Annotated in this window: 24 protein-coding genes; 17 read left to right on the top strand and 7 right to left on the bottom strand. The window is 44.4% G+C overall.

Annotated features, from left to right (window positions below; all coding sequences use genetic code 11):
* Positions 1-33: 33 nt before the first annotated feature.
* The 13 genes from AC1DLM_RS14560 to AC1DLM_RS14500 all read left to right on the top strand — a co-directional run bounded on the left by AC1DLM_RS14560 (position 34) and on the right by AC1DLM_RS14500 (position 12,400).
* A complete protein-coding gene (locus AC1DLM_RS14560) occupies positions 34-834 on the top strand; it encodes a sugar phosphate isomerase/epimerase family protein (RefSeq protein ID WP_477570364.1) in 801 nt (266 codons plus the stop codon).
* A gap of 29 nt (positions 835-863) precedes the next feature.
* Positions 864-2,213, top strand: a complete 1,350-nt coding sequence (locus AC1DLM_RS14555) for a TrkH family potassium uptake protein (protein WP_477570363.1) — start codon at positions 864-866, stop codon at positions 2,211-2,213.
* 231 nt (positions 2,214-2,444) lie between these two features.
* Complete coding sequence (locus tag AC1DLM_RS14550) at positions 2,445-3,044, top strand: TerD family protein (protein WP_477570362.1); 600 nt, start codon at positions 2,445-2,447, stop codon at positions 3,042-3,044.
* Positions 3,045-3,082: 38 nt separating this feature from the next.
* On the top strand, positions 3,083-3,664 hold the full coding sequence (locus AC1DLM_RS14545; protein ID WP_171629231.1) for a TerD family protein: 582 nt from the start codon (positions 3,083-3,085) through the stop codon (positions 3,662-3,664).
* A gap of 217 nt (positions 3,665-3,881) precedes the next feature.
* Positions 3,882-4,628 (top strand): TerC family protein, encoded by a 747-nt coding sequence (locus tag AC1DLM_RS14540; RefSeq protein ID WP_477570361.1) that lies wholly within the window; start codon positions 3,882-3,884, stop codon positions 4,626-4,628.
* Between the two features lie 195 nt (positions 4,629-4,823).
* Positions 4,824-5,927 carry an HpcH/HpaI aldolase/citrate lyase family protein gene (locus AC1DLM_RS14535; protein WP_477570360.1) on the top strand — a complete coding sequence of 368 codons (1,104 nt, stop codon included), beginning with the start codon at positions 4,824-4,826 and terminating at the stop codon, positions 5,925-5,927.
* A complete protein-coding gene (locus AC1DLM_RS14530) occupies positions 5,872-7,284 on the top strand; it encodes a phosphoribosyltransferase family protein (protein ID WP_477570359.1) in 1,413 nt (470 codons plus the stop codon). Before AC1DLM_RS14535 ends, AC1DLM_RS14530 begins: the two co-directional genes overlap by 56 nt.
* Complete coding sequence (locus AC1DLM_RS14525; protein ID WP_477570358.1) at positions 7,257-8,390, top strand: cysteine protease StiP family protein; 1,134 nt, start codon at positions 7,257-7,259, stop codon at positions 8,388-8,390. Before AC1DLM_RS14530 ends, AC1DLM_RS14525 begins: the two co-directional genes overlap by 28 nt.
* Entirely contained in the window at positions 8,387-9,220 is an 834-nt protein-coding gene (locus AC1DLM_RS14520; RefSeq protein WP_477570357.1) for an HAD family hydrolase, read from the top strand. Before AC1DLM_RS14525 ends, AC1DLM_RS14520 begins: the two co-directional genes overlap by 4 nt.
* On the top strand, positions 9,217-10,239 hold the full coding sequence (locus AC1DLM_RS14515) for an ATP-grasp domain-containing protein (RefSeq protein WP_477570356.1): 1,023 nt from the start codon (positions 9,217-9,219) through the stop codon (positions 10,237-10,239). The genes AC1DLM_RS14520 and AC1DLM_RS14515 overlap by 4 nt, the downstream gene beginning before the upstream one ends.
* A gap of 261 nt (positions 10,240-10,500) precedes the next feature.
* A complete protein-coding gene (locus AC1DLM_RS14510; RefSeq protein WP_068668226.1) occupies positions 10,501-11,109 on the top strand; it encodes a sigma-70 family RNA polymerase sigma factor in 609 nt (202 codons plus the stop codon).
* A 56-nt stretch (positions 11,110-11,165) separates the two neighbouring features.
* Complete coding sequence (locus tag AC1DLM_RS14505) at positions 11,166-11,810, top strand: pentapeptide repeat-containing protein (protein WP_441988583.1); 645 nt, start codon at positions 11,166-11,168, stop codon at positions 11,808-11,810.
* Between the two features lie 26 nt (positions 11,811-11,836).
* Entirely contained in the window at positions 11,837-12,400 is a 564-nt protein-coding gene (locus AC1DLM_RS14500) for a 5' nucleotidase, NT5C type (protein WP_441988584.1), read from the top strand.
* Between the two features lie 328 nt (positions 12,401-12,728).
* On the opposite strand, the gene AC1DLM_RS14495 is transcribed toward AC1DLM_RS14500, so the two are convergent.
* Entirely contained in the window at positions 12,729-13,628 is a 900-nt protein-coding gene (locus AC1DLM_RS14495; RefSeq protein ID WP_441988585.1) for a transposase, read from the bottom strand.
* 412 nt (positions 13,629-14,040) lie between these two features.
* On the opposite strand from AC1DLM_RS14495, the gene yunB reads away from it, so the two are divergent.
* Positions 14,041-14,772: a sporulation protein YunB gene (yunB, locus tag AC1DLM_RS14490; RefSeq protein ID WP_477570355.1), complete on the top strand. Its 732-nt coding sequence runs from the start codon at positions 14,041-14,043 to the stop codon at positions 14,770-14,772.
* Positions 14,773-14,805: 33 nt separating this feature from the next.
* Here the strand turns inward: yunB and AC1DLM_RS14485 are convergent, their stop codons facing one another.
* Entirely contained in the window at positions 14,806-15,852 is a 1,047-nt protein-coding gene (locus tag AC1DLM_RS14485) for a M23 family metallopeptidase (RefSeq protein WP_441988587.1), read from the bottom strand.
* A 116-nt stretch (positions 15,853-15,968) separates the two neighbouring features.
* Between AC1DLM_RS14485 and larC2 the strand changes: the two genes are divergently transcribed.
* Positions 15,969-16,463 (top strand): nickel pincer cofactor biosynthesis protein LarC2, encoded by a 495-nt coding sequence (gene larC2, locus AC1DLM_RS14480; protein WP_441988588.1) that lies wholly within the window; start codon positions 15,969-15,971, stop codon positions 16,461-16,463.
* 25 nt (positions 16,464-16,488) lie between these two features.
* On the opposite strand, the gene larC is transcribed toward larC2, so the two are convergent.
* The 3 genes from larC to larE are packed head-to-tail and all read right to left on the bottom strand — an operon-like array spanning position 16,489 to position 19,109.
* Positions 16,489-17,481, bottom strand: coding sequence for a nickel pincer cofactor biosynthesis protein LarC (larC, locus tag AC1DLM_RS14475; RefSeq protein WP_441988589.1), 993 nt, complete (start codon positions 17,479-17,481; stop codon positions 16,489-16,491).
* 9 nt (positions 17,482-17,490) lie between these two features.
* A complete protein-coding gene (larB, locus tag AC1DLM_RS14470) occupies positions 17,491-18,264 on the bottom strand; it encodes a nickel pincer cofactor biosynthesis protein LarB (RefSeq protein WP_477570354.1) in 774 nt (257 codons plus the stop codon).
* Positions 18,261-19,109 carry an ATP-dependent sacrificial sulfur transferase LarE gene (larE, locus tag AC1DLM_RS14465; protein ID WP_171629210.1) on the bottom strand — a complete coding sequence of 283 codons (849 nt, stop codon included), beginning with the start codon at positions 19,107-19,109 and terminating at the stop codon, positions 18,261-18,263. The genes larB and larE overlap by 4 nt, the downstream gene beginning before the upstream one ends.
* An 85-nt stretch (positions 19,110-19,194) precedes the next feature.
* On the opposite strand from larE, the gene lipA reads away from it, so the two are divergent.
* Together lipA and AC1DLM_RS14455 are read left to right on the top strand one after the other, a co-directional pair.
* Positions 19,195-20,142 (top strand): lipoyl synthase, encoded by a 948-nt coding sequence (gene lipA, locus AC1DLM_RS14460; protein WP_441988591.1) that lies wholly within the window; start codon positions 19,195-19,197, stop codon positions 20,140-20,142.
* A 48-nt stretch (positions 20,143-20,190) separates the two neighbouring features.
* A complete protein-coding gene (locus AC1DLM_RS14455) occupies positions 20,191-20,511 on the top strand; it encodes a YutD family protein (protein WP_056613316.1) in 321 nt (106 codons plus the stop codon).
* 89 nt (positions 20,512-20,600) lie between these two features.
* Here the strand turns inward: AC1DLM_RS14455 and AC1DLM_RS14450 are convergent, their stop codons facing one another.
* On the bottom strand, positions 20,601-21,413 hold the full coding sequence (locus AC1DLM_RS14450) for an NAD kinase (RefSeq protein ID WP_441988592.1): 813 nt from the start codon (positions 21,411-21,413) through the stop codon (positions 20,601-20,603).
* Between the two features lie 77 nt (positions 21,414-21,490).
* Positions 21,491-22,162 (bottom strand): PilZ domain-containing protein, encoded by a 672-nt coding sequence (locus AC1DLM_RS14445; protein ID WP_441988593.1) that lies wholly within the window; start codon positions 22,160-22,162, stop codon positions 21,491-21,493.
* Between the last annotated feature and the right edge of the window lie 298 nt (positions 22,163-22,460).

Below are 22,460 nucleotides of genomic sequence, written 5' to 3'. Positions count from 1 at the left end.
ACTCATTGATTGTGTTGAGGAGGGCTATGAAAGATGGAAATCAAATTATTTAAAGCATTGTGGGGCATGGAAGGCTCGCTAGAATCCCAATTTGAACGAATTGCAGCAGCGGGTTATGTGGGAATTGAGGCACCGATGCCGACACTTGCCGATGAAGATCGCTTCCGAAAGCTGTTGGAAGCCAATCAATTGGACTATATTTCCATGGTGTTTACCGCTGGACCTGAACATATCGCTTCTTTTGCTGAGCAAGTGGCACGGGCGGTTTCATTTCGTCCCGTTAGCATTACATCCCACAGCGCCAAGGATTCGATGCCTTTTGAAGAGCAAGTTGAATTCTTTCTTGAAGCGGCTGAAATTGAGAAAAGATACGGGATTGCGATCGGTCATGAAACGCATCGCGGCAGAGCCTTGTATAATCCATGGGAAACAGGCAGACTGCTAGATGCCGTGCCTGGGATCAACCTAACAGCCGATTACAGCCACTGGTGCTGTGTAACCGAGACCACCTTAGAGAATGAAGAGGAGAATTTGCATAAAACCTTTTCCCGTGTCCAGCATATTCATGGCCGAGTAGGCTATGCACAAGGACCTCAAGTGCCAGATCCAAGAGCACCGGAGTATGCAAACGAATTGCAGAGGCACATGAGCTGGTGGGATAGCATCGTACAAGCGAAGCAGGAGGCAGGACTAACGACAATCACCTTTACGCCAGAGTTTGGGCCCCCAGGGTATTTGCACACCTTGCCATTCACCAACCAACCTGTTGCAGATTTATGGGAAGTTTGCCTTTGGATGGGAGAACATTTCAAAGGACAATATAAGAGTATCTAATCTTATTACTCTCAGTTGAAGGTATAATCATGCTCAATAAACTAAAGAAAATGCCAGCATCAAGACATATTGTTATCGCTTATGTGATTGGTATTTTTCTAATTGCTATTCTTCTTAAATTACCTATTAGTTTAAAACCGGGCGCCACGATCTCTTTCGTGGACGCCCTCTTTACATCTGTTAGTGCAGTCAGCGTGACAGGTCTGACGACGGTTGGTATCACGGATACGCTTAGCAATTTCGGTATTGGCGTACTTATCGTTGCTTTTCAATTCGGTGGGATCGGCGTCATGACATTGGGGAGCTTCTATTGGCTATTGTTCGGTCAGGAAATCGGATTGCTGCAGCGAAAGATGATTATGATTGACCAGAATCGCCACCATTTATCTGGATTGGTTCAGTTAATGCAGCTAGTGTTGGGCTTTACGCTGATTCTAGAGGCGATTAGTACATTGGCATTTGGCTTGTATTTTTATTTTACTGGTGAATACGGGTCGATTGGGAAAGCACTGTATTATGGGATGTTTCATACCATTTCCGCATTTACGAATGCTGGATTTGATCTATTCGGCAACTCCTTGCTGAATTATTCGAGTGATTATTTCGTTCAGGCGCTTACGATATTCCTGATTGTATTAGGCGGGATTGGGTTCCCTGTCGTGGCTGAGTTGCGAGAATATTGGTGKGGCGGGCATAAGAATTTCCGTTTCTCCCTTTTTACCAAGCTGACCCTCGTGACGACATCGGTGTTGCTACTGTTCGGAACGATCGGCTTCTGGTTGACGGAGCGAACACATGCGTTGGCAGGGATGAGCTGGCATGGGAAAATAATCACCGCACTCTTCACATCCGTCACATCGCGCAGCGCTGGACTTACAACGATTGATATGTCTACCATTACAGAGGCAAGCTTATTGCTTGTTTCTATCTTAATGTTTGTTGGGGCAAGCCCATCCTCTATGGGGGGCGGTGTTCGAACAACGACCGTAGCCGTTATTGTCCTTGCCCTTATTACTTATGCGCGCGGGGAGAAAGAACCGAAGGTATTCGGTCGGATGATAAGCCAAGAGGACTCACTCAAAAGCTTTGTGTTTTTCCTAACGGGTATAGCACTGCTTCTCGGAGGGATCTTCGTCCTGCTGATAGCTGAACCTAACCGTTGGGGAGTGTCTGCGATCCTATTCGAGGTGGCGTCTGCGTTCGGCACGTGTGGTTTATCCACGGGAATTACCGCAGATCTTGGTACCGCTAGCAAAATCTCACTCGTCGTGCTCATGTTCATTGGACGCATCGGATTGTTCTTGTTTTACTCCCTGTTTACCAATGGGAAAAAGAAACCGGTCATCCGGTACCCAGAGGAGAAGCTCATCATTGGATGATTAGCCCTCCAGTGGAAAATTATTGAATACCATAAGTTGTAAAATGTTATAATAAGATAAAACGCAGCCTAGGATCGTCCTGTGGCTGTTTTTCTTTTGAATTCTGGGGGATTTTGACTACTGGAGTCGAATTAACAAATAATTTACCCAGGAAAGTGAAACGTGATTGAATTTCATGCGTATCAGATAAGGGAGTTCACTAAAACAGGTAAGCGAAGGGAGGTGACCTCGTTGACAATCAGTTTAGTCAAAGGTCAGAAGATTGATTTAACAAAAGGTAACGCAGGTCTTTCTAAAGTTGTGGTTGGATTGGGTTGGGATCCTGCTGTTGTTGAGAAGAAGGGGTTCTTCGGCTCAAAGAAATCGGCCGTTGAGATCGATTGTGACGCTTCCGTTATCTTATTGGATGAAAAGGGAAGAATAACGAATCAGAAGCATGTGATTTATTTTGCTAATCTACAAAGCCCTGATGGTTCAGTCGTTCACTCTGGTGACAACCGTACCGGAGATGGCGATGGTGACGATGAGACAATTTCTATTCATTTGGGACAAGTTCCTGCGGATGTGAGTAAAATCGTATTCGTCGTGAATATTTATGACTGTGTGAATAGAAAGCAAGATTTCGGTCTCATTCAATCCGCTTATATCCGTGTATTGAATGGTTCTAATCAACAAGAGTTGGTTAAGTTTAACTTAACTGATGACTATTTAGGCAAAACATCTCTCATTGTTGGTGAAATTTACCGACACAGCGGCGAATGGAAATTCAGTGCAATTGGTGAAGGCAATACAGACACAACCATTGGACAATTAGTCAAAAGATATCAATAATGGCACAGCCAAATCCCATATAAAGAGAGGTATTTCACATGTCTATTTCATTATCTAAAGGTCAGAAAGTCGATTTAACGAAAACAAACCCAGGTTTGACGAAAGTTCTTGTTGGCTTAGGATGGGACACGAACAAATATGATGGCGGTAAAGATTTCGATTTGGATGCTTCCATTTTTGCAGCGAATGCTGCTGGTAAAGTTAGCAACGAATCCGATTTTATTTTCTACAACAACACTAAAAATGCGAATGGTTCTATCGAGCACAAAGGTGACAATCGTACAGGTGCAGGCGATGGCGATGATGAAGTTATCTCAATTGATCTTAGCGCAGTACCAGCTGAAACAGAGAAAATCGCATTCTGCATTACGATTCATGATGCGGAAGCAAGAGCGCAAAACTTTGGACAAGTTTCCAATGCTTATGTGCGTGTGTTGAATGAAGGATCTGGCGCGGAATTAATCCGTTTCGATCTTGGCGAGGATTTCTCCATTGAAACAGGTGTTGTTATCGGCGAACTTTACCGCAATAACGGCGAGTGGAAATTTAGTGCAATCGGCAGCGGTTATAAAGATGGACTAGCAGGTTTGGCACGTGATTATGGTTTACAAACTTCCTAATAAGAAGTCTATTGGAATAGGGTGGTGCTTTCTGGAGCATCACCTCCCTACTCTTCTTAATCAATTCAACTCGAGAAATGGTGTTCACTTGACCAGCTTTGTTGCGTTATGGATTGGAATTCAATGATCCGAGTAGACGAATTGTGTAATCGGTGAATGAGATAGATGAGGAAGATCGCGTAAGGATGAATAGCAATTAAACAGGGGGTCCATCTTAATGTCAGACTTTTTCCAAAGCTTTGTAGATAATTTTATGAATTTCTTTAGTTGGGACGTACTCTCGTCAACACTAACTGATCCCGTAAACTGGGGGATTATCGGTACACTCGTCCTTCTCGAAGGATTACTTTCTGCAGATAATGCGCTAGTACTTGCTGTAATGGTTAAGCATTTGCCTAAGGAACAGCAGAAGCGAGCTTTATTTTATGGTTTATTAGGAGCCTACATATTTAGGTTTATCGCCATTGGTGTGGGTACGTTCTTAGTACAGATTACCTGGATTAAGGTAGCCGGTGGGTTGTATCTCCTTTGGATTGCTTATAGTAACCTCTTCATGAAGAAGCATGGCGACGAAGGCGGGGAAGTCAAGAATAAAGGTCTTTCCTTCTGGCGTACCGTTCTTGCCGTAGAAATCATGGATATCGCGTTCAGTGTCGATAGCGTTCTTGCCGCATTTGGTGTGAGCGACAAGGTGTGGGTATTGTTCTTAGGTGGTATCTTAGGCGTCCTCATGATGAGAGGCGTGGCGCAAGTCTTCTTGAAGCTCATTGACAAGATCCCGGAACTGGAGAGAACAGCGTTTATCTTAATTATCGTTATCGGTCTTAAAATGATTGCTGGAGCATTCGGCTTCCACATCTCACATGTGATCTTCTTCTCCGTCATTATTGCGTTGTTCGGAGGAACAATTATTCTAAGCATGCTTCCTAAAAAGAACAAGTCTGGATCGGTTAAAGAATCTTAAACTTAATCTTACGAGTAACCAATGGGCAATCCCTCCGCTAAGGAGGGATTTGTTTACCACATAGGAAAGTATAAGTTTTCGGTTCCCGAAAACTGCTTTCATATTGGCGATAAAACCAACCTCTAAACGCGGTCGCTCATCCATGAATGGCCGCGATAGAGGTTTTCTCATTGAAATAAAGAGGGAGGAATCGGCATGCGATATTTCAATTATTTAACTGCGGATGAAGAGAAAGCTTTATTTTATTTACCGCCGAATTCCTTCCATAATCATTCGCACAAAGACATTTTAGCTCATTCTGTCGGTGCTGCGCTGTATATGCCAGCGACCCGACGTTCGTTCGCAGAAGATATTGCTTTTGGTAAAATTGAAGGCTTGGTGTCCGTTGTCCTTGATCTGGAGGATGCTGTAGGTGATAACGAAGTACATGCTGCAGAAGAATCGCTTATTGGGCAAATGAATCAGATCGCCCATTGGATGGAAGTTGGCATTGTAAGTGCTGAGAATCTTCCGCTGATATTCATCCGTGTTAGAAGTGTAAATCAATTGAACTACGTACTAGAGAGACTGGAAGAGCATGTAGCTCTTCTAACGGGTATTGTGTTCCCGAAATTTACTGTGGAAAATGGCGAGGATTATTTTCAAGTTTTAGAAAATTACAACGATGAGAAATCGGCATCTGCACCAATTTTATATGGATTACCGATTCTGGAATCTGCCTCGATTATTTATAAAGAAAGCCGCACTTTTACCTTACTGGCAATTAACGAAATTATAACGAATTTTAAGGATTTGGTCTTGAACATCAGGATTGGCGCTACTGACTTTTCAAGCTTATTTGGGCTGAGACGAAGTCCGGACAGAACGATTTATGACATTGCCCCGATACGGGATTGTGTCGCTGATATTATTAATATGTTTGGTCGTATGGAAGCCTCCAACGTGATTTCTGGGCCCGTATGGGAATATTTCCCGACGAAGGGACTCTTAAATGAAGTCATGCTCGATAAAGAGAATGGCTTGATCGGCAAAACAATTATTCATCCTACGCACATTAAGCCAGTGCAAACTCTCTATGCGGTCACACATGAAGAATATACGGATGCTATAAGCATTCTGAAGAACAGTCATGGCGATCTTGGGGTTATGAAGAGTGTCTATGGCAATAAAATGAATGAATTCAAACCCCATTTCAATTGGGCAAAACGTATTCTTTTACGATCACAAGTTTATGGGGTGCTGCATGAACAACAAACCTTTGATGGATTACTCACTGGACCTAACCGAGCGTACGTATAAAATAGCAGGCGATTTGGAGCTTCACGTCACCGTGACGTCCAATCCCCACAACATACCGCCCGATGCGTTATTCGCGATGGCAGCGAGAATTAATAAGAAACGATCTTTCTTGTTTGTAAGCAAGGTGCTAGGCAAACATATCCCGGTGAATCCGTACACGTCACTGTTAAGTGGAACTACTTTAGCGATATTATTGCAGGAAGTGTTACAAGAAACGAAGTTAGAAGAGAAGGTAGGGCTGGCTGTTGAGGGGCTAATATACCCGGATAAAGCGGAAACGGCCTATAAAGCGATCATGTCTGAACGTTTACCATTAAAGCAGCCTATTGCTTTCATTGGATTTGCGGAAACAGCGACGGCCATTGGTCATGCGGTCTATGAAACTTTTGGCCAAGGAAGTCATTATTTGCACACGACACGCGAAGTGATCGATGAATCACCGTCCATATTTCAATTCCAAGAAGAGCATTCGCATGCTACAGATCACTATGGATATTCCGATGACCCTGCCATTCTTGCGCAGCCTGAAATTCTCGTTCTCGTCGATRATGAAATTACGACAGGCCGTACGTCGCTTAATATCATTCGCGACCTGCAAGGGAAATACCCCAAGAAAATGTACTACGTGTTAGCACTGCTGGATTGGCGCACAGAGGAAGACATCCTACAGTTTGCCCAGTTGGAGCAGGAATTGCAGATTACGATTCACGTCATCTCATTAATTCGCGGGAATACGAAGGTAGTTGGCTCTAGCGAGAGCTTGCCCTTGCAAACGCCTAGCCCTTTGCTTGAGGAGCGCACAGATCTGCAAATTTGCTATGTGAATCAGCTATTCTCGCATGCTCCTTATGCAGGGAACCGCCCTTATTTGCAGCATAGCGGAAGGTTCGGACTTACCCCCTCCAATTCGGAACAATTGGATCGTTCCATTACGCAGACGGCCGAGCTGCTTAAGCGTAAACGTACAGGGATTAAGACTCTCTGTGTCGGCACAGGGGAGTTTATGTATATCCCGATGCGAATTGCCGCTGAGATGGGGGCAGGGGTGTCTTACCAATCAACGACACGCAGCCCGATTCATGTCATGGAACACGGTGACTATGCAGTGAAATATGGCCACGCTTTCCCTTCGCCAGAGGATGAACAAGTCGTGCACTTCTTCTACAATATTCCTTACGGCACGTATCAGGAGATCTTTCTTTTTATGGAGAGAGAAGCTTCTCCTTCGTCTATGGAGCCGATTGTGCGAATTCTCCAAGCCAAGGGACTGCACACCCTGCATATCGTCTTCTTCTCGCCGCAAACGGTCGATTGGAAGGAGGCTAAGGCATGGAAACTTGGCAATCCAAACGCATAGATGCTCCCCAACCCATGGGGAGTTATCCACCATCTGATGTGACATTTCTACTGAAGGATATCAGCAACATAAAGATGGAAGTCGCCTTAGAAGCTAGAGAGCGAGCTATTCAATCTGGAACGCACTATTCCGAAATGCTTCCTCAGGAGCATCTCCCCTCCTCGGATTATTTGAACCTGTACCATGAAACCCTCGAGCTGTCTGCCGAGAAAGTAGCCTTATCCGTAGGTGTGGTAGCTGAGCTTATCCGAACCAAGAAGGGGCCGAACACGGTCCTTGTTTCCTTGGCAAGAGCGGGTACGCCTATAGGCATTTTGATCAAGCGATACTTGCAAGATATCCACCAGATGAACATGCCGCATTATAGTATCTCAATTATTCGGGGTAAAGGGATTGATGAGAACGCTCTCCTGTATATGTTGCAGAAACATCCGGGCGCAAGGCTGCAATTCATTGATGGGTGGACAGGCAAGGGGGCCATTCGTAAAGTGCTTACCCAAGCTTGTGTTAAAATGGCAAGGGATTACGGAATCATCCTAGACGATGATCTAGCGGTACTCGCCGATCCTGGGCATTGTACAGACATGTTCGGAACCCGCGAGGATTTTCTCATTCCGAGTGCATGTCTGAACTCGACAGTCTCCGGATTAATGAGTCGCACAGTGCTGCGCGATGATTTGATTGGCCCGCATGATTTTCATGGCTCGAAATATTACAAAGATTGGCTGGATCACGATCAGTCTAATCATTTTATCGAATCGATTGTTCCCTTTTTCAACAAGGTGACTAAGGAAGCCCAGGAGTTGGCCCAATCTTTAGTGACTAATCCACCAGAAATTACCTGGCATGGCTTACGGGATATCCAAGCGATTCAGACGACCTTTCTCATGGCTGATATCAACTTGATTAAGCCTGGTGTGGGAGAAACAACTCGTGTGTTGCTTCGGAGAGTACCGTGGCGGATCTTGGTAGATCGCATGGATAATCCGCATATTCGGCATATTTTGCTGCTAGCTGAGGCGCGTGGTGTACCTATTGAGGTGTATCCAGGCCTCACGTATTCGTGTTGCGGCCTCATACAATCTGTGAAAGGGGATGCCGAATGATTTATGCCAGTGATTTAGATCAGACCTTAATCTACTCCMAACCAGCAGAGCAAGCGGAGCATTTGGGGGAACGTATCATGGTTGCCGAGCTGATCGATGGCAAAGTGAGATCTTATATGTCCTCCAGCACGTATCAACGGTTACAAGAGCTGATGAATGAACTCATTTTCATCCCTGTGACAACGCGAACGATTGCCCAATATGAGCGAATACATCTCATCAGTCAAATTCTGAAACCCCAATATGCAGTTACAAGCAACGGGGGGAATATGTTGATCGATGGCAATATGGATACGGAGTGGCGAGATCTCGTTAGGACCCGTGTCAGCGAGACGAGTGCTCCTGTCGAGGATGTCCTGCCTGTCATGCAGGCAGTGCTGCAGCAGGATTGGTTGATTAGCTCGAGCTTCTGCGATGAGTTATTCTACTCCCATATCGTCGAGCGCGACCGAATGCCTGTGCAGGAAATAGCCGATTTGAGCAAACAGTTGAAGAGTATGGGCTGGCGCACTTCTGTTCAAGGTAGGAAGGTCTACATTGTCCCTGAGGCCGTGAGCAAGGGGGCAGCAGTTGCTCATCTGAAGCAAATACTTGATGGTCGGAAAGTCATTGCTTCCGGTGACTCCCTGCTGGATCAGAGCTTGTTAGACATCGCTGATTATGCGATTGCTCCAGGTCATGGAGAGTTATTCCGCCAAGAGCAAATGACCCCGTCTGGGATATACAGATTTACGGAGGAATCCGGCATTTTTGCAGCTGATGACATCACCGCATTTGTTCATTCCACACATAGCGAGCATCGAAAGTTGCTCATAAAGGAGTCCTCATGAAAAAAGTATGGTTTAACCGCTGGTTCTCTGTTGCTTATCATTACATGAACAGCATCCGTAATAATGAGGATGGGGCTCAGTTTAAGATGTATGCAACGCATCCGGATCGTACCCACATGGCGCTGCAAGCAGCGGACTTTGCAGATACAGAGCCTGTTCTTGGCGATGACGACTATGTGGAATTTGCCCTGAATTTTTGTAAACAGCATGGGATTGATGTGTTTATTCCTAGGCTGCATATGTATGCGATTGCCAAACATATCGATGAGTTTGAGAAAATAGGTACACGTGTAACGGTTTGTCGTGATCTGGAGCTCTTAGAAAATCTCATGGAAAAGCAGAAATTTTACGAGTCCATCCGGCCTAAGGGGATCGTCGCGATTCCGGATTATCATGTGGTGAATACGGCTGAGCAGTTTCTTAAAGCGCATGATGCGCTTACTGCGGCTGGGCATGGCGTCTGCATGAAGCCAACGAATGGTGAGGGCGGCAATGGATTTCGGATTATCAGCAATAAGCGAAATGCGCTCACTGATATGTTTGGACCGGTTATGCCATATCTCACGAAAGAGCAAGCCTACCAGAACCTTTCGACTGTGGAACGTTTTGATGACGTCATGGTTATGGAAGTACTGGGTGGCCATGAATACAGCATCGATTGCTTAGCTTCCGCTTCTGGTGAGCTTCTTGCGGCTGTCCCGCGTCGTAAGGCGGATGGACGATTGAGGCTATTGGAGGAAGTGCCAGAGCTGATTGAACTTGCTAATCGGATAGCTGCTACCTACCGCATTCCGTTCAATTATAATATTCAAGTCAAATACAATCAGGATGTACCGAAGCTGTTGGAGATTAATCCGCGGATGTCAGGGGGTTTACATGTCACTTGTTTATCGGGCATTAACTTCCCGTATTTAGCTGTGAAATCACTGCTTGGTGAACATGTTGAGGTCCAAAAGCCAACCTTCGGCCTATTGGCAAGCCATATTGAGCAATATGTTATTATGAATCTCGGTGAATAATCACTGCCGTGCATCATATCTTTGATAAGAGATGATCATTTCGTATCAATCAGCGAAGAGGGTGCGCGGTATGATCGTAGGCGGAATTATCTTATTCGGAATTATTGTAACGCTAATCGTCATAGCAAGTGCAGAGAAAGCGGAATATGTGTCCAATTTTATCGATAAATAGTCATCTTTGAAGCCTGAAAAGGTTTCTTTTTTTTGCTTCAATTTGGTAGAATAGAAGATAGGTAGTTTACTATGTGAAGGAGATTTAACATGCTGCAATTAAGCGATAGTCAACTTGCAACAATGTGGAGTCAAGGAGATGCGAAAGCGTTTAATCGACTTCTGGAGCTGTATAAGGACAGAATTTATCGATTAGCTTTTCGTATGCTTCGAAATAAATCAGATTCCGAAGATGTTGTTCAGGAGACTTTTTTGCGTGCACATTTGAATTCTCATCGATTTGACGCTACCAAAAATTTCTCCAGCTGGATCTTTAGTATTGGCAAAAATGTTACGATTGATCTGATGCGGAAGAAGAAAAAAGAGCTCTCCATGGATACAAGTGGGTTTCCATCCCAAGATGAACGCCCCCTGATTGAGAAGTTGGTGAGTCATGAGAAAACGCCTGAGCTTCAGCTTATTGAACAGGAAACGTATAGCCAGGTGGAACAAATGATTCAAGATCTGCCAGACAAATACAAAGACCTCATTGTTTACAAATATTATTTGGATATGTCCTTAGAAGACATCAGTCGAGAAGTGAATTTACCTGTTTCTACGATTAAGACGAGGCTTTTCCGTGGCCGGAATTATATCAAAAGAAAATGGGGATCCTTATTCTTCATGCTGCACAGCTTATCCACGATGATCATTTTATAAAGGTAAGCCGGTAAGGCTTATTTTTTTGCCCATTACCTTATGTTAAGGAGTTTTTCATGAGTAATCTTAAATTAGATGCACCTAAAATGCCTAAAGAATTGCCCATCATAACCTTGCAAGAAGGAAAATTTGAACCTGAAGATAGTTTTCATACTGGCATCATAAGTGATTGTATCATTGATAATCAGTCAGCCTATAAGGTCGCGTTTGATAAAGTAATTTTTCGCAATGTGACATTTACACGAATCGCGATGAAAGAAATTGAATTTACGGATGTTATTTTTGATCGATGTGATTTATCGAATGTCGACTTTACAGAAGCAACGATACATCGAACGGAATTTCGGAATTGCAAAATTATCGGCATGGATCTTACTGGATCTACATTACGAAACATCCTTTTTCAAGATTGTTTAGGGGATTTTTCGACTTTCCGAATGGCAAATCTCAAACAAATCACGTTTCATACGTGTTCTTTAAACAACTCTGATTTTTATGAAGCGACTTTGCAAAAGCTACAATTTGAGGTTTGTCAATTAGAACAAGCACAATTTACGGGTACGAAACTGGATGGGATCGACCTCAGCACATGTGAATTTACAAGCTTAGGTGTAAGTATTGAAGATCTGCGCGGATGTATCATTTCTAGAGGACAGGCTTCGGTATTTGTAAGTCTTTTTGGGATCAAATTAAAGGAATAGAGGCAAGGTGAATGGAGGGGGAGACGGTGAAATTTGGATTTGATATTGATGATACCCTCATTAATCTAAGAGAGCATGCGTTTCATATTTATAATCAGAAGCTGCAGCAGGACATTGGGCTAGAGGTGTTTCATGCCTTGCCAACGATGGAAATTCACAGTGCTTTTGGACTAACGAAGGAAGAAGGCGGGAAGTTGTGGTACAGCCTGCGTGATGAGATTTATTATTCAGACTGTGCGTTATTCCCCCATGCGCGTGAGGTTTTGAACAAGTTGGTGGAGCAAGGTCATGAGGTGTACTACATTACGGCTCGCGCCAAAGAACATACGGAGCGCACACGACAATGGTTGCTCGACCATGGATTCCCTGTCGTAGAGGGGCATTTTTTCTGCGGGATGAGTGATTCCGAGAAAGTACATATTATTGAGGCATTGGAGTTGGATTATTATTTTGATGATAAACCGACCGTTCTGGAGACATTAGCCCACCTGCCTGTCCGCATTTGTGTGAAGGACAGATCCTATAATCAACATCTGGAATTGCCGCGGATTACGTCTTGGGATGAGCTAGATGAGCTTATGAAGGGTTAAACAGTGAAAAGAGGTACTCGCATCGTTACAAAACGATTCGAGCACCTGGCTGAAGGGAGAGCAGATCTTGCTCTCCCTCTCCAAATGTCTACATAGTCACTAACTCCAAACTTTCGTCCTCATCCAAATGATGCGGACGAAAGTTTTTTGTTTTTATATTGCTGCGCCATAAAAACGCCCCAGTCTCTAATTACCCACAAAACTAACGCAAGATATTTTATACTGTTCTATATCTTTCACAGCCATCTATGTCCACTATCCCCTTAGCTCAGAAAAATGATAATACTGTAATTTAAAAGTTGGTGATAACGAAATAAAATGAAGGAGCCTAGAAGACATAAAAATGCGAGAATTGAGTAGTGTCCTCAGAAAGATTAGTCGCTGCACTATTACTAAGAATGCATCGTTTAATCAAGTTTTCGAAAATAGGTATTTTGGAGGTAGTTAGATTAATTCGGTAGCAGAACTCGTCTAAATAGCTTTGAAGATGACGGGCGCCGATGCCATGGAAGGTAGTATTAATCCAAGTGCTTGCTTGTTTAACAATTTCAAGTAGGGGTCGCTGCCGTTTTGGCGTATAAAATCCAGTAATCGAGTGGATCTCTTTCACAGTAGGTTCGATATGTTGCTGCTGAAAGGTGGATATGTCGCTTTTAGTAATATGTTTATTTGTAGGATGGGACGGTATAACATGTTTAATTTTGATATGCGTAGGTTCGCCTGAATCATTGAGTGATGAGCCTACGAGCAGGAGATGTTCTTGAGGATGTTTGTGGACAGTTGGATTGAAGGGTTTTCCATAGATAGCGGAGTTAATTTGGACTGATCCTGAGAGCGGACTTTGGTTATCCGCCTGTAGGATGGAATTGCGAATTTTATGCAGGATTAGCCAGGCTGTTTTGTAAGTGACTTTAATAAGTCTTGAAAGCTCCATGGCAGTTGTACCAATATGAGTACGCGAAAATAGGAAAATTGCCAATAACCACTTACGAAGCTCAGTTCTGGAGCCTTCCATAATCGTTCCTGAAAGTAATGAGACTTGGAAACGACATCGGGAACATTCATACAAGGGTAAACGTCGAGTTGTAGTTACATAGGCATGACGATGTTCACAACGTGGACAATAAAAGCCTGAAGGCCATTTTGTTTGAAAAAGAAAGTCAATGCAGATATCTTCAGAGGAAAAATAATTATGAAATTGCTCGTATGACAAACTTGAAATGTCCATAATAATCCTCCCTAAAATAAATGGAATAGAAACGTTTGTTCTCTTTTTTTATTATTTTACCAAACATATGATCTGTTTTCAATGATTTGTATAAAAAAGCTGGCTTCTTTTTCTGAGTGAAGGGGATAGTGGGGATACGGTTTGACGAGAAGAAGTAGTGGAGAGAAGGGCAGGTAGGGGGAGAGTGATTGGGGAAGGTAGTGAGTAGGATAGGGGAGTGCAATGAGGGGGGATTTGATTAAGGGCGGCGTATGTTAGTAAGGAATGAAGGATGATGAAGGATTGGATCGTCTTTTTCAAAACATGTCCGCATAAGGTAGTACTAATGAATTATGGCGAATAAGTAGGATTTGGTCACGGAGGAAGGGGGAGAAGCATGCTGCAGAGGCGACGATGGAGAAGCAGGCCAACTGTGAAAACAAGCCRTAAAAAGGTACTGTGGATTGGTTTGCTCATCTTAGTCTTGTTTTGCATTCAGTTTTTTATTTTTATAGAACGGAATCTAAGACCGCCTTTGATGAATCTGGCGAAGGTTAGGGTTAAGCAGATTGCAACCCAAGCGATAAATAGTGCAATCGCCGATCATGTGGCAGGGGGAACGAATGCAGAGCAATTAATTGATTGGAAAATGGATAAAAACAACAAAATTACAGGTTTTATGTTGAATTATAATGAGCATATGAGGATTACTTCGGAGGCTATTAAAACGGTCCAAGGCGAGTTGAATAATCTGGAAAGTATTGCAGATCATATTCCCCTTGGGCAGGCTATGAATAGTGCTATTCTCGCCTCTTTTGGCCCAGATATCCCGATCAGATTACTTCCTGTTGGAAGTGTGAAGGTGGATTTAAACACACGAACTCAAAATGCTGGTATTAATATGGTGATGTTTGAGGTATATGTGCACATTGTTGCAGAGGTTTCTGTTATTATCCCTTTTGATTCAGAAACTGAAATTGTAGAGACTGAAATTCCGATTTCTTATTCGCTTGTTGTGGGGGATGTTCCTACTTATTACTATGACAATAAAGGTAATCCAGTGGGAAGTTCGAAGGATGGCAGCCCACCGAGCATAACGTTACCAACTATTCCGCACTCAGGGGCAACGAATTCTACGCCCAAGGAGGGCATAATCAAACCATAAGCCCCAAAAAATAAACCCACCGTGAAGGTGGGTTTATTTCTTTTTAGCTCGATCTTCGCGCTCCCATCTTCGTAAGGATGGATAGGGATCGTAGCTCCACTCTGTTGAGCCGTTATCACGGTATAATCCGAAGTGAAGATGAGGGGGAAATTTACCGGATGTACCTGGTTTTCCATAGCCGGAGCTGCCGACCCAACCGATAGTTTGTCCGGGCTTGACGATATCGTTTATTTTGAGCGTTTTTTGAAAGCCGGAAAGGTGGGCGTAGTAGTGATAAATGTTGTTGAGATCACGAATGCCAACTCGCCAGCCACCGTAGGGGTTCCATCCTTTGATTTCAACGATACCATAGCAAGTGCTTCTAACAGGAACACCGTAGCCAGCGAATAAATCTGTACCTTCATGAGTACGGTGCCCACCCCAGCCGCGACTATCTCCCCACGTGCTACGATAAGAATAGTCGGATGAAATTGGCAGTGGGAATGCATGAGCATTTGCTTCTAGTGTGCCCAAAGACTCATAGATCGCAGCGAATTGACGGATGCGTTCTACGCTACGTGCGTTGTGGTAATAATTCCAAAGGTTCATTTGTAAGTTATCAACTTTCGTTCCATTGTTGCCTAAGATCGCTGCCATAGCCGCTAGTACATCTAAATCGTTGGCACGGTCAGCGATGCCATCCCCCGATCCATCCCGCCCTAAGCCATGGAAGAAGGAAATCCTTATCAAATTGGAATCGTTTGGATCTGGATTAAGCATACCCGCCCAAACAAGTTCTGAAAAATAAATATTCGTGATGCTTTGTTGAACGGTTCTTTTTTTGGCAGTGTTTATGGTTTTCTCATATTGATCTACAGCAGCTAGGTATGTCCAAGGAATACCCGTAAGTAAGCTTATTTTTTCAAAAAGCTCTTTTCGCTCCGATTGTGAAGGTTTGGTCGGTTGGGAGCTAGGTATTGGAGCTATCTGATCATTTGTCATAGCTGATGATACATCCATATTTGAAAAAGGCGGTAATGTGATTGTTGATAGGAGGAGGCTAAGGACGAGAACCTTTGACCAAAATGCTCTGCTTTGCATCTCTATCATCCTTCCTGAAATGTTAGTTCTTAGGATGTACGGATGTCTTGTTGTTTATCCTTCGATCTTTCGTTACCGCGGGATATTTGCTATGATGCCAATAAGAGGTGGGAAAAGTGACTTTTAACCATAGAGAAGAGCATATTGATGATCAATTGTTATTAGTTCAAGCCAATTTGGACGATATGAATCCGGAGTGGATGACTTATGTGATGGATAAGCTTTTTGATGCAGGTGCTAATGATGTATATATGGTACCCATCATTATGAAACGAGGACGTCCTGGAATCATGCTGAATGTATTAGTGGATGAGGGTCGTTTGTCTCCGATTGAGGAGATTATTTTTAGTGAAACGACCACACTTGGCATTCGATATCTTCATGCATCTTGTCATCGATTAGCCAGAGAATTTGAGCGTGTAGAAACACCTTGGGGACCCTTAACGGTAAAAGTTGGTTATCACGCAGGAAAATTAGTGCAATTTGCACCTGAATTTAAGGAATGTGAACAAGTAGCAAGGATGCATGAAGTACCGCTGAAGATGGTTTATGAGGAAGTTAGGTTATTATTCTTGCAACAACTGAGACAAAAAAACGCTCTTCCATTGTGATGGAAGGGCGTTTGTCATGTCTACGCTATTGTGGGGTGCCAGGTGTGGCATCGCCATGATGCGTGTGCGTATGAGAGTGATCATGATGATGATGATCGTGATCGTGTTTATGATCATGGCTGTGTGAATGATCATCGTGTGTATGCGTATGATCATGATGGTGGTGATGATCATCGTGTGTATGCGTATGATCATGATGGTGGTGATGGTCATCGTGCGTATGTGTATGTTCATGACTATGATCATGCGCTAGATGCTCATGGCTAATTTGCCATTTACCAATAAATGGATCAACTCTACCAACTACAACGCGCAGCACATTGGGTTGCTTGGGTAAGTCCCTAGTGCCTGCACCATAGCCAATATGATCAACGACCATGGGTGGGAAGCTTTTGGAAAATTCATCAGCAATTCCTGAAATAATACCGGCTCCCGTAGGCGTTGTCATTTCTAAACTATAAGGAGTTGATGCGATCGGTAAGCCTCTCATCATCTCCAGTGTGGCAGGAGCGGGTACTGGATAAATACCATGATCGATATGTATGGTTCCTGATCCTAGTGGTACTGGAGAGGAGAAAATACGCTCGATTTGCAAGGAATCGATGGCTAATGCAACACCTACGATGTCAACGATGGAATCAATGGCACCGACTTCATGAAAATGTACTTTTTCAATAGGTATCCCGTGAATCTTAGCTTCGGCAATCGCAATTTTTTCGAAAATAGCTAGGCTTAGTGCTGTAACACGCTCATTGTATTCTGCTTTTTGAATGGCATTGACGATTTCTGAATAATGTCTGTGCTGCTTCGGAGGATGTTCAGGGTCGAGTATGACATCCAGCTTAAGAGCAGAAATGCCGCGTTTCACAACGCGCTTCCATTCCAAGGTGTAGGGCTCTAGTTTGATTTTGGAAAGCTCATCCTCAATATAAGCACGATCTGCTCCCGCATCAACCAAAGCGCCAAGGGTCATATCGCCGCTAATTCCAGAGAAGCAGTCCAAATATAAAATGCGCATGGTTGTAATTCACGCTCGTTTCGACATATTTTTGTTAATGAGTCCTGCATAATAACCAGCGCCAAAGCCATTGTCAATGTTAACGACAGAGATGCCCGGCGAACAGCTATTGAGCATGGACAGCAGCGGTGCGATCCCGGCAAGGTTCGCACCGTACCCAATACTCGTCGGCACAGCGACGATGGGTTTAGAGACAAGCCCGCCCATGACACTGGCGAGTGCGCCCTCCATGCCGGCAACTACCACAATCGCGTTCGCACCGCGAATGAGCTCGAGCCGGCGGAAGAGCCGGTGAATGCCAGCGACACCCACGTCGTATATACGTTCAACGTGGCTGCCTAGGCATTCTGCCGTAAGGGCAGCCTCCTCCGCCACAGGGAGGTCGGAGGTGCCTGCGCACACGACGGCGATATAGCCGTCGTGGACTTTGAGCAGCGGGCGCTTAAACCAAGTGAGCGCCCGTGCAGTTTCGTGGTAGGTGACACCTTCCACGTTGGCTACGACATAGGCGGCTTTGGCCGCGTCGACCCGTGTGGCGAGTACGCGGTCGRTATGCTCCATCAGCCGCCGGAAAATGGCCTCGATCTGCTCGGGCGTCTTGCCTTCCCCGAAGATGACCTCGGGGAAGCCTGTCCGCTTCTCGCGATCGATGTCGAGCTGCGCAAATCCAAGATCAAGGTTGGCGGGACCTGACCCGCCTTCCTTGATGATTTGCTTCTTGGCTTCGTCGATGTCCAGATCGCCGGTCTGGACGAGTTTTAGGATCTTCTCTAAGTCCATCATAAGGAAGCTTCTTTCACCTTATCTTTCGTTTCTTGAGATAGCACTTCATTCATACTGCCAGTGCGGTAGCCTTGCAAATCTAATGTGACATATGTAAAGCCAAGCTTGCTAAATTTCTCGTAGATCGCATCGCGATGTTCAAGGACTTTGTGAATCTCGTCCGGCATGACTTCGATCCGAGCAATCTTCTCGTGATGACGCACACGTACTTGATAGAGACCTAGTTGGGAAAGGAAATATTCGCCTTCATCCAATTGGTCAATCTTCCACTTCTCGATTTGCGTACCATACGGTATACGAGAAGATAAGCAGGCAAATGAAGGTTTGTTCCATGTTTTCAGACCAAGCTCTTTGGAAAGCGCTCGGATCTCGTCTTTGGTTAAGCCGGCTTCTTGCAGCGTACTGCGGACGCCTTGCTCATTCTTCGCTTGTAGTCCTGGTCTATAGTCGCCTAGATCGTCGACATTGGAACCATCCAAGAGAAACGGATAGCCCAGTTCCTTCGCGATGTCTTGTAAATGGGAATAAAGCCCTGTCTTGCAGTGGTAACAACGGTCAGGATTATTGGCAACGAAATTCGCGTTCTCCAATTCCTTTACCTCTGTTTTGTGCAAGCGAACGCCAAATTGTTCAGCTAGTTGTGCAGCGGCATCGAACTCCCTCGTKGGAAACGTTTCAGATGCTGCAGTTACGGCAAGGACTTGGTCACCAAGCTCTTGCTGTGCACGTTTGAGGACGAATGTACTGTCAACCCCTCCGGAGAAGGCGACGATGACACGGCCCATGTTTCTTAAAATTTCACCAAGCTTGCGATCTTTCTCGCGCGTCACTTCAGTTATGCTCATGTTTCTTTCCTCCCATACAGCCTTTATGTAGTAAGCTGAGCTGTTTTGGTCCATCTAAACAAGTGTATCACAACTGACCCCCAAAGTGGATTGTTTTGTCAGTCATTCATGTTATAATAACATCATTGAGAAACCAAATAAAAAGGCGGGAATTACAGTGCCTAGAAAAGTGTTAGAGAGAAAACCAGACTGGTTAAAGATCAATCTGAAGACCGATGAGAATTTCAAAGAAATTAAATCGATGATGCGTTCCAAGACGTTGCATACAGTTTGTGAAGAAGCCAAGTGTCCGAACATTCATGAATGCTGGGCGAATCGGACAGCGACTTTTATGATATTAGGTGATATTTGTACGCGTGCTTGTCGCTTTTGTGCAGTTAAAACAGGTCTCCCAACGGAGCTTGATTTGGAAGAGCCGGAACGTGTTGCAGATGCAGCGCTACAAATGGGGCTTCGTCATTGTGTTGTTACTTCGGTGGCACGCGATGATTTAACAGATGGCGGTGCCATGATTTTCGCTGAGACGATCAAAGCGATCCGTCGTAAACTGCCGATGTGCACAGTTGAAGTGTTGATTCCTGACTTTCTAGGTCGAGAAGAATCACTAGCTATCGTGCTTGAGGCAAAGCCAGATATTCTGAATCACAATATGGAAACGGTAGAGCGGATGTCAGATCGTGTTCGTTCTAAAGCGAAATACCGTCGTTCCCTCGAGCTATTGCAGCGTTCTAAACGGATAGCCCCGAACATTCCAACGAAATCCAGTGTCATGATTGGTGTAGGGGAAGAGTGGGACGAGCTGCTACAAACGATGGAAGATCTGCGAGAAGTGGATTGTGATATTATGACGATCGGTCAATACTTACAGCCGTCCACGACGCATTTATCGGTATCCAAGTATTACACACCTGAACAGTTTGCTATGCTGAAGGAAGAGGGCATGAAACGCGGCTTTAAGCACGTGGAATCGGGTCCGCTGGTACGCAGTTCCTATCATGCACATGAACAGGTGAAAGCAGCATCAAGCGTTTAGAAGGCGAATTCAATGAACGGATCATAGAAAGGAGAGCTTCCTACCACCATGATTCATATTGCCAATAAAACATACGAGCTTGTTACCGATCACAAAAATGGTTGGAATTTCGAAGTGTTCAAGGAACGCTTCAGCGAAGTGTTGGAGCGGTACGATTATATTGTGGGCGATTGGGGATATAGTCAATTACGACTGAGAGGGTTTTTCAAAGAAATCCACCCAAAAGCGACCAAAGAATCCTCCATCGCAGCTCTTCAAGATTATTTGAATGAGTACTGCAACTTCGGCTGTGCTTACTTTATTATCGAGAAAGTAAACGCGCCTAAACAACAAATACCGTCTGAAGTTATTAGTTCTACAACGGTTTAATCAGCAATAAACCAAATAACGCCATCTGAACTCCAACAAGTGTGGAGAGCAGATGGCGTTATGTTTTTTGTTATACATGCGTGTAAAGCTTATTTTATTTCAAGGCCAACGAAGGCTTCGCGAACCCGATTCCAGAATGGAAACGGACGGAACCGTGCGAACTTTACTTTCACATTGGAAGCCACTCGGCAACGAATGGAAACGACATCGGCACGCTGCATATATAAATGGTCCAGCGACAACAGCATATTCTGCTGTGCTTTTGGATAAATGTCACAGTGGTGATGCTTTGGCAAGATCATCGATGAACCTAGTGTTCGATACACGCGATTGTTAATCGATGCGATCTCGGCAATTTGAATAGCTTCAAGCGATGGATGGACCATGGCGCCGCCTAAGCTCTTGTTGTAAGCCGTACTGCCTGCAGGAGAAGATATGCAAATACCGTCACCGCGGAACATTTCAAACATTTCATCGTTCACGTGAAGTCTTGCGACTAGTGAAACTTCGATCCCACGGATCGTAAACTCGTTAAGTGCGAGGTGTGTTTCAACACCCTTGTCCGTCGTAATTTCGATTTCGACAACGGGGTAGCGCACGACTTGCAACTCCTCTGGTGTTGCGACACTAAACATTAATGAAGCTAGATGATCTAATTCGTCCGGCTTCCAATCTGCGAAAAATCCAAGATGCCCCGTATGGATCCCAACGAATGCGATATGATCTAACTTGTCGACATATTTATGAAAGGCTTGGAGCATCGTGCCATCTCCGCCAATGGACAGGACGATATCGGGATGGTCTTCATCCCTTGGCATGCCTTGCTGAGCGGCGAGAGCGTGGAAGCGTTCGGTCAGCCCCTTGGAGATGTCATCGCCTCGTTCAATGACGTTATATTTCAATCTTGTTCCTCCTAAGAGTTTTGCTTTAGCAAAAATTGCTTCGTAAGCGTGGACTGAGTTTTCGTAGAATTATAATCTTAATAATTGGAACAGAAGGCATCAATATCTTGGAGAATGGATTCAGGCGTATACCGAAATTCTGCGGCGACCCGATAGCTGTCGTTGCTGAAATGCGTAACTCTTACAATTTCACCATAGACAGTCATAGGCTGAGAGACATTCGGGAGAATGAAGCTGAACTCCAGAATCAATGGAAAGAATAGTCGATTGGATGTGACAAAGGATAATCCGCCAACACTGATATCGAGAAGTTGTCCAGTAAAAGCGACACCCTTCTGAGCAGATAAGCTTCGAATGCCAGCGACACGCAGTGTAATCGGTGTACGCAGTGTAAGCTTAGCACGAGGATGTCTGCGGTTTTGATGTTGAAAAACTTCCTCTGGAAGAGATAGAGTCAGGGAACAGATCGTTTTTTTTAGTTCAAGCCCAATCAAATCGACATAGGCGTAATATAAAATGGCACCATCTTTGAAAGAAAATTCAACGAAAGAAACATGTTCGAGCTTGTCAAAGGGGTAGACACCCAATTGTTCAAGACATACGGTTATCGAATCTTCGCTTATTTTGTCGATAGCAAAGTTATCTTCAAAGCAGAAAGGTTGTCCATCTTTACTTTCACCAACAATGATAATATGACAATCCTGATTTGGTGAAAAAGAAGCCAATTCTAGTACCTTATTCCAATCCATAGCATCACCAAGTCGTTAGATTTACATTCACATCTGCCTGTACATCCTGTAAATACTCTTCTCATCATAATTTATCTAAGTCAATAAGAAAAGCCCCAAACGGGGCTTTAGCTTAGGTTAAGCGATTTTACCACATAGGAAGTTAAGTTTTCGATACCGAAAACCGCTTTCCTATTGGCGATAAAACTTACCTCTCCTGGGGTCCCTACAAAGTAATCGGAATTTGCTTCGAAGGTTAGCGTCACTTTGAGGGGTAGAATAGCGGTCGCTCATCTTTGAATGGCTTCGATAGAAGTTT

This window comes from Paenibacillus sp. 01T442 (assembly GCF_056398345.1).
Note: the sequence above shows the minus strand (reverse complement) of the source record. Positions and strands in the feature narration are given on the sequence as shown.